Source organism: Sphingobacterium sp. ML3W (assembly GCF_000747525.1).
GTDB lineage: Bacteria > Bacteroidota > Bacteroidia > Sphingobacteriales > Sphingobacteriaceae > Sphingobacterium.
Genome location: NZ_CP009278.1, coordinates 369,738 through 382,008, shown reverse-complemented (window position 1 = coordinate 382,008; position 12,271 = coordinate 369,738). Strand labels below are relative to the sequence as shown.

The 12,271-nt window shown below is 36.1% G+C and carries 13 protein-coding genes; 6 read left to right on the top strand and 7 right to left on the bottom strand.

The features are described 5' to 3' along the window. Nucleotides 1-15 precede the first annotated feature (15 nt). Complete coding sequence (locus tag KO02_RS01735) at nt 16-1,308, top strand: HAD-IB family phosphatase (RefSeq protein WP_038695302.1); 1,293 nt, start codon at nt 16-18, stop codon at nt 1,306-1,308. A gap of 42 nt (nt 1,309-1,350) precedes the next feature. Here the strand turns inward: KO02_RS01735 and KO02_RS01730 are convergent, their stop codons facing one another. The 7 genes from KO02_RS01730 to KO02_RS01700 all read right to left on the bottom strand — a co-directional run bounded on the left by KO02_RS01730 (nt 1,351) and on the right by KO02_RS01700 (nt 7,825). Then, the gene (locus KO02_RS01730) at nt 1,351-1,923 is read right to left on the bottom strand and encodes a 5-formyltetrahydrofolate cyclo-ligase (protein WP_235212323.1); all 573 of its coding nucleotides are present in this window, start codon (nt 1,921-1,923) and stop codon (nt 1,351-1,353) included. 71 nt (nt 1,924-1,994) lie between these two features. Further along, on the bottom strand, nt 1,995-2,555 hold the full coding sequence (efp, locus tag KO02_RS01725) for an elongation factor P (RefSeq protein ID WP_038695300.1): 561 nt from the start codon (nt 2,553-2,555) through the stop codon (nt 1,995-1,997). Between the two features lie 75 nt (nt 2,556-2,630). Further along, nucleotides 2,631-3,254 carry an ABC transporter ATP-binding protein gene (locus KO02_RS01720; RefSeq protein WP_038695298.1) on the bottom strand — a complete coding sequence of 208 codons (624 nt, stop codon included), beginning with the start codon at nt 3,252-3,254 and terminating at the stop codon, nt 2,631-2,633. 11 nt (nt 3,255-3,265) lie between these two features. Further along, nucleotides 3,266-4,054, bottom strand: a complete 789-nt coding sequence (lpxA, locus tag KO02_RS01715) for an acyl-ACP--UDP-N-acetylglucosamine O-acyltransferase (protein WP_038695296.1) — start codon at nt 4,052-4,054, stop codon at nt 3,266-3,268. Nucleotides 4,055-4,062: 8 nt separating this feature from the next. Continuing rightward, entirely contained in the window at nt 4,063-5,457 is a 1,395-nt protein-coding gene (locus tag KO02_RS01710; protein ID WP_200878646.1) for a bifunctional UDP-3-O-[3-hydroxymyristoyl] N-acetylglucosamine deacetylase/3-hydroxyacyl-ACP dehydratase, read from the bottom strand. Nucleotides 5,458-5,497: 40 nt separating this feature from the next. Further along, nucleotides 5,498-6,541 (bottom strand): UDP-3-O-(3-hydroxymyristoyl)glucosamine N-acyltransferase, encoded by a 1,044-nt coding sequence (gene lpxD / locus KO02_RS01705; protein ID WP_038695292.1) that lies wholly within the window; start codon nt 6,539-6,541, stop codon nt 5,498-5,500. Nucleotides 6,542-6,574: 33 nt separating this feature from the next. Further along, entirely contained in the window at nt 6,575-7,825 is a 1,251-nt protein-coding gene (locus tag KO02_RS01700) for an HD domain-containing protein (RefSeq protein WP_038695290.1), read from the bottom strand. Nucleotides 7,826-8,120: 295 nt separating this feature from the next. Between KO02_RS01700 and KO02_RS01695 the strand changes: the two genes are divergently transcribed. The 5 genes from KO02_RS01695 (at nt 8,121) to KO02_RS01675 (ending at nt 12,255) form a co-directional block, all read left to right on the top strand. Then, nucleotides 8,121-9,674 (top strand): PglZ domain-containing protein, encoded by a 1,554-nt coding sequence (locus tag KO02_RS01695; RefSeq protein ID WP_038695288.1) that lies wholly within the window; start codon nt 8,121-8,123, stop codon nt 9,672-9,674. A gap of 13 nt (nt 9,675-9,687) precedes the next feature. Then, nucleotides 9,688-10,098 carry a tRNA (adenosine(37)-N6)-threonylcarbamoyltransferase complex ATPase subunit type 1 TsaE gene (gene tsaE / locus KO02_RS01690; RefSeq protein WP_038695286.1) on the top strand — a complete coding sequence of 137 codons (411 nt, stop codon included), beginning with the start codon at nt 9,688-9,690 and terminating at the stop codon, nt 10,096-10,098. A gap of 61 nt (nt 10,099-10,159) precedes the next feature. Continuing rightward, on the top strand, nt 10,160-10,705 hold the full coding sequence (locus tag KO02_RS01685; protein ID WP_038695284.1) for an RNA polymerase sigma factor: 546 nt from the start codon (nt 10,160-10,162) through the stop codon (nt 10,703-10,705). Beyond that, nucleotides 10,702-11,439 carry a hypothetical protein gene (locus tag KO02_RS01680; RefSeq protein WP_038695282.1) on the top strand — a complete coding sequence of 246 codons (738 nt, stop codon included), beginning with the start codon at nt 10,702-10,704 and terminating at the stop codon, nt 11,437-11,439. The genes KO02_RS01685 and KO02_RS01680 overlap by 4 nt, the downstream gene beginning before the upstream one ends. 21 nt (nt 11,440-11,460) lie before the next feature. Continuing rightward, a complete protein-coding gene (locus KO02_RS01675) occupies nt 11,461-12,255 on the top strand; it encodes an outer membrane beta-barrel protein (protein WP_235212322.1) in 795 nt (264 codons plus the stop codon). Nucleotides 12,256-12,271: the final 16 nt, after the last annotated feature.

The following is a 12,271-nucleotide window of genomic DNA, read 5'->3' as shown; positions in this document are numbered from 1 at the left end:
TAAACAAACTAAACCGTGAAAAATTATTACATTATCGATTTTGACAGCACCTTTACGCAGGTAGAGGCTTTGGACGAATTAGCTAAAATTTCACTTGAACATCATCCTGATCGCGAAAAAATATATCTCGAAATCGAACGGTATACAAATCTTGCGATGGAGGGAAAACTATCTTTTCGTGAAGCGCTGGCAGGTCGTGTTCAACTCCTTCAAGCGAACAAAAGTCATCTCGACAAACTCATTACCCACCTCAAAAAGAAGGTGTCTACCTCTTTCTCAAGAAACAGAGAGTTTTTTAAGAAAAATTCAGATACTGCTTGGATTGTGTCCGGTGGATTTAAAGAATTCATTACACCAGTCGTGACTCCTTACAATATCAAAAAGGAGAATATTTATGCCAACACCTTTATATTTGATGAGCATGATAATATCATTGGATTTGATGAATCGAATCCATTATCGGATGAGGGTGGAAAAGTTAAATTACTAAAAGAGTTAAAAATAGAAGGAACCATCTACGGCATTGGTGATGGCTATTCAGATTTTCAATTAAAAGAGTCAGGTCTCATTGAAAAATTCTTTGCCTTTACGGAGAACATCTCCAGAAAAACTGTGACTGAAAGAGCAGATTTCATCACACCTAGCTTTGATGAATTTCTATACGTTAATAATTTACCTCGTGCCATATCTTATCCAAAAAACCGAATCTTATGTTTGATTGTTGGTGATGTACCCGAAATAGCTGCACATATCCTCAAAAGGGATGGTTTTTCGATACGATCGAAAGATACATTCGAAGAAAAGTATACCAAAGATGTGGGTATGTTATTGCTCGGGAAAGACATCAAAGTTTCTGATGAGCAATTGTCCCGCGCAGATAAATTAAAAACAATCGGCGTGATAGGAGATGCAAAAAGTCATCTCAGTAAAGAAATCTGTAATGCAAAGGGGATCGTTGTCTTTGATGATAAAAAAGACAAGAAAAGAAATGCAGAATTTATTCCGAGAAGAATGGCCGATTTCATTAATAATGGAGATACCTATATGAGTCGCAATTTTCCAAATTTACTCCTACCTAAGGTAAAGGATGTCACTCGTTTGCTGCATATCCACAAAAATGTTCCAGGGATTATGGCACAAATCAATCTGGTGTACGCCCAAAATGACATTAACATTATTTCCCAATTTTTGATGACCAAATCTGATATCGGTTATGCCGTTACGGATATTAGAGGTGAATACGACAAGGACTTAATCAAACAACTCAAGAAGGTACAGAATACAATTAAATTCAGAATACTATATTAATTAAAATAAGACAGGAGCTCGTTATTTAGCTCCTGTCTTATTTTAATAATGATATACAGCGGTTGGTGTCACACAAATATCTAAAGGAATATCATGTACATCAATATCTTCAATCAATCCTATAGGCTCGAAAAACGATAACCCTACCTTTTGAACATCCGGTCTACAAAGTGCTAAAAATCGATCATAATAACCTTTTCCATATCCAACTCGGTGTCCGAAAATATCCGATATGAGCAATGGGACGAGTACCATATCAATACTTTTTTCATTTACAGAAATGCCATCTGTTGGTTCAAGTATCCCCCATTTATTATGCACTAAAGTTACCGTATCACTATAGTGATAATGACTCATGACATTTGAAGCTAAGTCCGATCTTGAAACGACAAGCTGAATATGGGGATATTGTTCTTGGAGATAAGAAATCAACAAAAACGTATTAGGTTCATGATATTTGGAAATTGGCAAAAAAACATGACAAAATTTCACATGCTGCCATTCTAAACTCTTGAGTTGATTCAACAGAGCCAAATTCAATGCTGCCTCATCTGTTTCAGACAAGTTTGATCTAAGATCTCGATAGTGCTTTCGCAGTTCAGTTTTAGTCATCATAGTAAAAAAAAACGGCCTTGCAGCTGGGTGCTAACAAGACCGAATAATCAACCTAAACCTAAATCTTTATATTATTTGACACGCTCGACGTATTCACCTGTTTGCGTATCAATTTTAATTTTATCACCTTGATTGATAAAAAGAGGTACTTTCACTTCAACACCAGTTTCTACTGTCGCATTTTTCAATGCATTTGTTGATGTATCTCCTTTTACTGCTGGCTCCGTATATGTGATTTCTAATTCCACATTCTTCGGAGCGTGTGCCATGATTGCTTCCTCACTTTCGAAAGCTACAATCACGTTCATACCCTCTTTCAAGAATCGTGCCGAATTTCCAAACAAAAACTTAGGGATATTGAACTGATCGTATGTCGTGTTATCCATGACTACAAAGAATTCTCCCTCTTCATATAAATATTGATAATCGTTTGTCTCAACACGAGCAATTTCAACACTTTCGTCAACACGAAAACGGTATTCTACTAATTTACCAGTTTTGACATTACGCATTCTCGCTTGATAGAAAGCACGTAAATTACCTGGTGTACGATGTATATATTCCTCAACAGCTACTAATTCACCATTGAATCTTAAAACATTTCCTGACTTAACGTCTGATGCTTTTGCCATGATTTAAACTTTTATGATTATTTTCTGAGTTACAAAACTACTAAATCTAATCTTTTTATAAAAATCTAATAATTATCAGCTTTTGAAATCCGAAATAGATAATTTATGGTCGCAAAAATGATACTCCTTTTCTTGGTTTGAACAAATGATAAACAATCGATTTTCATGTTTTGTTTTATTGATCAATTCCAAATACCACTCCTCTCCTACTGCATCCAAATTACTGGTTGGTTCATCCAATAAAACAAGAAGGGAATCACTACAACAGGCCAAAGCCAGTTTGACACGTTGCTTCATTCCGGAGGAAAAATACTTCAACTCTTTGTCTATCGCTTTTTCCAAACCCAATAACTGGACGACCTCACGCTCCGTAAACCCCGCTAAATAATTCTTAAATTTAAAATGAAACTGTATTTGCTCTCGCAATGTAAATTCCTCGATTAACTCAACATAAGGCGTAGCTAAAGACAGAAATCCAAAGATATCCTCTACTGCTATTGCTTTATTATCCACTTCGAAAAGAATAGTCCCTGCAGATGGACTTAAGCTTCCAGAAAGCACCTTTAACAAGGTTGATTTACCTGAACCATTAGGTCCGAGTATGGCATATGACTGACCGGATTCAAATTCATAATGAATATGCTTAAAAATCCATTCCCGATTATACCGTCTACCTACATCTGTTAAAGTAACTTTCAAACTACTTTTAATTAAACAGCTCTTTGATTGAATCCTTTAATAACCCCACGGTTTGAATTACGGATAAAACCTAAAATCTCATCACGAATTTCAGTAGCCTGAAATTCAGCTTCGATAATAGCTGCTGCTTTTGTTAAATTCCTGTTTTGAATAAACAGTACACGATAAATATTCTGTATTTCCGCAATTTGCTCTTCTGTGAATCCTCTTCTTCTTAAGCCAACAGAGTTTATTCCTGCATAAGAAATAGGCTCACGAGCTGCTTTGATAAACGGAGGGACATCTTTTCTCACGAGTGTACCACCTGTCACAAATGCATGCGATCCGATAGTACAAAATTGATGAACAGCGACCATTCCTGCCAAAACAACATAATCACCAACGGTGATATGTCCAGCTAATGTACTGCTATTGGAAAATATACAATAGTCTCCTATTGTACAGTCATGCGCAATATGGCTATATGCTTGTATCAAGCAATGCTTCCCTATTACGGTACGAAATTTATCTTTTGTACCTCTATTGATTGTAACGCATTCGCGAATTGTCGTATTATCCCCAATTTCTGCAGTTGTAATCTCTCCGTCAAACTTCAAATCTTGAGGTTCACCTGAAATCACTGCTCCTGGATAAATTTTACAATTTTTCCCAATACGTGCCCCATCCATAATTGTTACATTGGAACCGATCCACGTTCCTTCTCCAATTACTACATCTTTATGAATCGTAGCAAATGGCTCTATAACAACATTTTGAGCAATTTTTGCTTCTGGATGAATATAAGCTAACGGCTGTATCATTTCTCCTATTATTTTACTTTCACGATCTGAGCCATTAACTCAGCTTCGCAAACAACTTTTTCACCTACCATGGCAACACCTTTCATTTTTGCTATGCCTCTACGGATAGGTTCCGTCAAATCACATCTAAAAATAATCGTATCACCTGGACTAACTTGCACCTTAAAGCGTGCATTTTCTATTTTTAAAAATAAAGTTAACCAATTTTCAGGGTCCGGTACAGTATTCAACACTAAAATACCACCCGTTTGCGCCATTGCTTCAATTTGCAAAACACCTGGAAATATCGGAGCACCAGGAAAATGTCCCATGAATAAATCTTCATTCATTGTCACATTTTTCAAGCCTACTACGTGATTTTCGGTTAACTCCAAAATCTTATCAACCATTAACATCGGTTGACGATGAGGCAAAATCTTCATAATCTGCACCGTGTCATACACAGGAGTCATATTAGGATCGTATACCTTTATCTTTTTTGTATTCTTATCTTTCCGTATTTGTTCTTTAATTTTTTTCGCAAAAGCAACGTTTGCCGCATGTCCGGGGCGTGCTGCCATAACATGACCTTTCAATGGTCTGCCTACTAATGCTAAATCGCCGACCATGTCTAATAATTTATGACGGGCAGGCTCATTTTGATGACGTAACTGAATATTGCTCAAGATACCTTCTTTTGCAACAGTAACATCATCGCGGTTGAATAAATGTGATAATTTCTTCAGCTCTTCAGGTGAAGTCTCTTTATCAACGATTACGATTGCATTGCTTAAATCGCCTCCTTTAATCAGACCGTTATCCACCAACATTTCCAACTCATGTAAAAAGCAGAATGTTCGTGACGATGAAATCTCTTTGGAGAAATCTTCAATTGTATTGATGGCAGCATGCTGGCTTCCTAACACAGGAGAGTTAAAATCAATCATACACGTTAAGCGATAACCATCTAACGGCATTGCCATGATTTCTACTTTACGGTCTTCTTCTATATGATGAATATTACTAGGTATTTCATAATAATCACGATCAGCATCTAACTCTTCGTAACCTGCAGCTTCAAATTTTTCTATAAATATCGCAGAACTACCATCTAAGATAGGAACTTCTGGTCCATCAATCTCTATTAATACGTTATCTATCTGTAAACCGACTAAAGCTGCCATCAAATGTTCGATGGTGCTTACACTTGCGCCATTTTGCGAAATCGTAGTACCTCTTGATGTATCTGTAACATTATCAGCATCAACCAATACCTCTGGTTGACCTTCTAAATCTATTCTTTTAAACTTATACCAATGATTTTCAGGAGCTTGTTTTATTGTCATCGAAACAGTTTTACCTGTATGTAAACCGACTCCAGATATGACCACATCTTGCTTGATGGTTCTTTGTTTTACATTCATTTCTAACATATATTTAATCAAAAACGACCATAAGGTTCTTTTAAGATTTCAAATTTTCCTTTAACAATCGCTCTAATTCTCTTATGCGTTTTTCCAAATCTGGCAATTTTGCATAAATAACATGCGATCTCATATTTGATTGATAACCCAAAACAGGACTACCAGCCCATTTTTTATTTTCTTCGGTTATCGACCTATTTATTCCAGACTGTGCTTGTATCTGACTTCCGTCTGCAATAGTAATATGACCTACTACGCCTACCTGTCCACCTAGAATAACATTTTCTCCTATCTTACTGCTACCAGACACACCCGTCTGAGCTGCAATTACGGTGTTTTTACCTAGTTCGACATTATGTGCTATTTGGATTAAGTTATCCAATTTGGCACCTTTACGCAATATTGTAGAGCCCATAGTTGCGCGATCAATGACCGTATTTGCCCCTATTTCGATATCATCTTCGATAACTACATTTCCAATTTGAGGTACCTTAGTATAGGTGCCATCCTCCTGCGGAGCAAAACCAAATCCATCAGAACCAACAACGGTTCCCGAGTGAATAGTTACATTACGACCTAAGATACAATCTTGGTAAATTTTAACTCCAGGGAATAAGGTTGTATTATCACCTATGATGACATTATCTCCAACATAAACTTGCGGGTAAATTTTCACATTTTTACCAATCTTTCCTCCCTTACCGATATAAGCAAAAGCGCCAATATAGCCTTCTTCCCCTATTTCGGTACTATCGTGTATATACGAAGGCTCTTCTCGACCTTTTCGGTCTAAACGAACTTCATTATAGATATTCAATAATGTAGAAAACGCACTATAGGCATTTTTTACACGAATCAACGTTAATGTTGATTTAGGAGCCGATAAAATTTGTTGATCTTCATTAACGATTACTATAGAGGCATTTGTCTCATATAGAAATTGCTCATATTTAGGATTCGATAGAAACGAAAGATCCCCTAAAGAAGCTTCTTCTATTTTCGCTAAATTTGAAACTTCTACATCAGGATTCCCCTCTATTGATCCATTTAATAAGGATGCTATTTGTTGAGCAGTAAATTGCATGCTACAAAGCTATGTTTTTTTATTATATTTTAATTATATTTTAACTGGAATTGATATATATCCCAGCTCTTTCGGATAACAAAGCGTGAACTTCTGTACTTTTTTTGCCAAAGCCTCCAAGTTTGACAAATCTGAAGCTTCAGCGATATCGCTGATCTCCCCAGTCTTCATCAATATCTTAATGGTATCCTGGTGAATGTCATATGCACTATTATGAATGGCTTGCGTAAAGACATAATATTGCAATTCATCATCGCTCGCATGAAAATGACTTCTTACTCGACGGTAAACTTCAGCCATCAATTCTTCTGAAAAAGGCTCATTACTCATGACGGTACGATACAACTCCCGGCTCATCAACTTTTGGCACATGACGCGCAGTATCTTATCTTCATGCTGTACCCAAGTTTTGATTGCCGACATAATATCAGTATCATCTAAACGTGTAAACCAGTCTAGATGTGACTCATCGGCCAAAAAATTACTTTTATCAATCTTTTGGGTTAAAAACCAACTGAAAGCTGGTGTTGCAAACATAGACACACCACTATTAGATAGCTGCTTTGCCCGTTGCAATATTTTGATTAATAGTTGCTCTGCTCCTACCACTGTCTTATGCAGGTATACTTGCCAATACATTAATCTCCTAGCTATCAGAAACTTTTCGACCGAATAGATTCCCTTTTGTTCAACAACAAGTTCATCATCAACAACGAAGAGCATGGCAATAATACGGTCAAAAGAGATAACCCCTTCCGAAACTCCTGTAAAGAAACTATCTCTACAGAGGTAATCCATTCGATCGGTATCCAGTTGACTAGAAACCAACTGATGGAAAAAATTACGTTGATATTTATTATTGAACATGATAATCGCCAAATCCAATTTTCCTTCGAAATCCTTATTGATACGATCCATTAATAAAGACGATAGTAGTTCGTGAGAAACACCATCAATAATCGTATGTTCCAAAGAATGTGAAAATGGTCCATGCCCAATATCGTGTAACAATATCGCGGCCAATGCGGCCTCTTCTTCCTCTTCACTAATTGCGACACCTTTAGCTTTCAAGGTAACGATAGCGAGAGACATGAGATGCATAGCTCCGATCGCATGCTGAAAACGTGTATGCAATGCTCCTGGATAAACCAAATGCGTCATACTCACTTGCTTGATGTACCGTAATCGTTGAAAGTAAGGATGCTGTATAAGGTCAAAAATTAAGCCCGATGGAATGGAAACGAATCCATAGACAGGGTCATTTATTATTTTTTTCTTATTCAAATTTTGAATGTATTACTGCTGTTAATACTGCGAAACAATAATTCAATACCATTGTTCTTGATATAATGAATAGCTGAGTCTACTTATTTTCCTCTTGTAGATGTTAAATATTACCACAAATATAATTAGTTTAAGTCGTTAACAAGTGTTAAAAATAATAGGTGGAGTCCCTTTTTTATTTAAGTTCGTATATATTACGAAAATAAATCAAAATAACAACTGACTATCCCACCAACTCCCTGAAAGATAAAACAATTGGGATACGATCAATTTTGATTATAGCAAATAGAACAACATGCAAAAAACACATATACTTTGGGCAGATGATGAGATTGATTTCTTAAAACCTCATATCCTTTTATTAGAGGAGAGAGGCTATAAGGTCAAAACAGTAAATAATGGTAATGATGCGGTAGATGCTTTCAAAGAAGGTCTTTTTGATCTCGTTTTTTTAGATGAAAATATGCCTGGATTAACAGGTCTAGAAACATTGGCCATATTAAAATCCATAAACCCCACAGTTCCGACCGTACTGGTGACTAAAAATGAGGAGGAGCATGTCATGGAAGATGCCATTGGCTCTAAAATAGACGACTACCTGATAAAACCTGTCAATCCTAAGCAAATTCTATTGACGATTAAAAAGCTAACGGAAAACAGAAGGCTTGTCAATGAAAAAACATCAATGGCCTACCAACAGGATTTTAGAAATCTAGGTATGGTACTGAATGATGATTTAAGCTATAAACAATGGACCGAAGCTTATAAAAAACTAATCTATTGGGAACTTTCGCTCGAGAAGCTTGAAGATGCAGGAATGCACGAAATCTTGACCACGCAAAAATCGGAAGCTAATGTTCAATTCTCGAAATTTATCGAACGTAATTACTTGAACTGGATGAAAAATCCAGATCAGTCTCCGATTTTATCACATCAGTTATTTAAGAAAAAAGTATTCACCCAATTAACGGAGGATAGACCTACATTTTTCTTTTTAATAGACAATCTGCGTTACGACCAGTGGAAAGTAATCAACGAAGTTATTACCGATTATTTTAGATTAGAGGAAGAAGACACCTATTACAGTATCTTGCCTACTGCCACACAATATGCTCGTAACGCCATTTTTAGTGGATTAACACCTTTAGAAATGGAAAAAAGATTTCCTAAAATGTGGCAGAACGATGAGGACGAAGGTGGTAAAAACTTATATGAGGATAAATTTTTAGAAGACCAGATTAATCGTGTCTACCGTAAGCCCATTAAGCATTCCTATACAAAAGTATTGACTTTGGATCAAGGTAAAGATGTTGTTGACAACCTGAGTAATCTCATGCAAAACAACCTAAACGTACTTGTTTACAACTTCGTAGATATGCTTTCGCATGCAAGGACAGATATGGCGATGATTCGTGAATTGGCAAATAACGAAGCGGCATACCGCTCTTTGACGCTTTCATGGTTTGAGCACTCTCCATTGTTCGAAGCTTTAAAATGGCTTTCACAACGCAACGTAAAGGTCATTATAACGACTGACCACGGTACCATCAAAGTGAAAAAACCGAGTAAAATCGTTGGGGATCGAAATACGAATACCAACCTACGCTATAAACAAGGCAAAAACTTAAATTTCATAGAAAAGGACGTTTTTTTAATTAAAAACCCACATGATGCACAACTTCCTAAGCTTCATATGAGCTCTTGTTTTGTATTTGCCAAAGAAGACTCTTATTTTGTATACCCTAATAATTACAATCAATTTGTCAATTATTTTAATGAAACTTTCCAACACGGAGGCATTTCATTGGAAGAAATGATCATTCCTTTCGCTACTTATACTTCCAAATAAGTAATTTTGCAGCATGGTAATCGAAGTCAATCAACTATCGGAATTAGGTCATGCTGCAGAATTAATTTTAAAATCCTTTCCTGATGATCGTGTTTTTCTTTTTTATGGAAATATGGGTGCAGGAAAAACCACCTTTATTAAAGCCCTTTGCGAAGCCTTACAGGTGGAAGACAACACCTCTAGTCCCACATTTTCTATCGTAAATGAATATCATTCGGCTCAAGGTACAATCTTCCATTTCGATTTTTACAGGATAAAAGAAGAAGAAGAAGCTTACGATTTTGGTTATGAAGATTATTTCTACTCGGGGAATTATTGTTTCATTGAATGGCCTAACAAAATCCCAAACCTACTTCCTGAAGATGCTAAAATAATTGAAATTGAGATCACTTCTCCAAGCAGTCGAAAAATAATTATAAAATAGTTGTACCCCACGCAACCTTTATCCTTTATCTTACGTCTTCCTAATATAAACTGATTAAATTTTGGAAAACCTAAGTATAGATTCAATATGGAAAAAATGTCTCCTAGGAGATAGAAAAGCACAATTTGATTTATACCAGTTTTTCTCTAAAAAAATGTATGCCGTCTGTTTACGCTATGCTAAAGATAGCTTAGAAGCTGAAGACATACTGCAGATCGGTTTTGTAAAAGTATTTTCTAAAGCGCATCTATTTTCAGAAAATGGATCTTTAGAAGGATGGATACGAAAGATTATGGTCAACACCGCAATTGAAACACAACGCAAAAATAAAATTAGTTTTGTAGAACCACTTGAAAGTGATGGTGTTCTTGAAATAACGAATACCACCCATAGTGATCCGCTACATTACAAAGACCTCATGTCTCTCGTCCATCAATTACCTGTTGGTTACCGTACCGTTTTTAATCTCTATGCCATCGAAGGATATGCTCATAAAGAAATTTCAGAGATGCTCAACATAAGTGAAGGAAACTCAAAGTCACAGTTATCTCGGGCAAGGCAATGGTTAAAAACAAGATTATTAAAAATTGAGGCATTAACATTATGAAAGATCAAGATTTAGATAAATTATTACGGGATCATTTTGATAACCTTGACATACAACCGAGCACGGATGTATGGAAAAAAATAGTACTAGAACTTGATGAACAAAAGGTCGTCCCAATAAAGAAAAAAACAAGTTGGTTGAAAGCAATAGTTGCAGCAGCAGCAATCTTAATCTGTGTAGGTATTGCCAGTTTTCTACTACAACACCAGTCTGGCAATAATGCTGAAAATATAAGATATGCTGAGCGCAAAATAGATAATGAAATTATAACTCCGCAAAAAGTAACACCAAAGGTAGCACCCGTAATTATAGAAAAACAGGTGCAGTTTTCGGGCAAATCTGTAAACAACGCCAACCCGCATGAAAACAAATCAGTGCAACCTATAGCATCATACACGGAAGTCATTCCGTCTGAAAAACAGCAAGCATTTCAACGATTAAAAGTGGACAAAGAGCAACCGATCATAGTTGTGGTAGACACACAAACACAGGCTACTCGTGTAGTTGAATACATACCCATCAAACCATTGGTTGAAAATCCTGAAGAAGAGAATAGTATGATGGCTTCTACCAACACAAACTCGCAAACTGTTGTAACCAAAGTGCTCAATATCCTCAGCAAAACCATTAATCAAGGGAATGGTCCAGAAGTTCAGTTCAGCAATGATGACGAAGGATCATTACAGATTGACCTCCTGAATAGCCTCGTTAAAAATAAAAAAAGAAAAAAGTAACACCTTATAAACTCTTTCTATATGAAAAAATATATTGTATCGTTCGCAATCACCGGTATCCTAATTTGCTGCATGATAGGAAAATCTCATGCACAACAAGATAGCACTAAAAAAATAAATATTTCAACGAGTATTTTAGGTAAAGAAGATAGCGATAAAGCCGACGATAAAGACAAACCTGCTGTATCCAAATATCCAAGAACATTCGGAGGAATTACATTTTCTCGTATAGATTGGGGATTTTCAAGACTTATCAATGACGGTAGTTTTACCCTAAATGAAAATAACGAGTTTTTAGAATATAAAAAAGCATCCAATTTTGGTTTCGATATTGCGCAATTTGGCCTTAGATTTAGTGATCAATTCAAAACATATATATCGACAGGGTTCGAATGGAATTATTTAAGATTAAAACACAATGTTTTATTAGATCAGGATGCCACACCTTTAGACTATTCCTATCCTGAGGACATCAATTATAAGAAAAATGTGTTCACATCCACATACCTACGTGTTCCATTAACATTTGAATTCAGAAGTAAAAAATTCAAAAATGGTGATCGCGCCAAACTTGCCGTTGGCGCAATGACCGGAATCTTATTAAAAGGAAGTCAGCGTCTAAAAAGTAGTGCGCAAGGAAGTCAAAAATTTAAGGACAACTACAACCTCGCGAGTTTCCAATACGGGGCCTTTGCAAGGCTCGGTTATGATTCTATGGGAGTTTTTGTCAAATACTATTTCAACGATATGTTTGAAAATAGCCCAAATCAAGATGGTCTGAATAACTTTACTTTTGGTCTAACACTAGGTTTTTAGAGAAGAATAATATTAT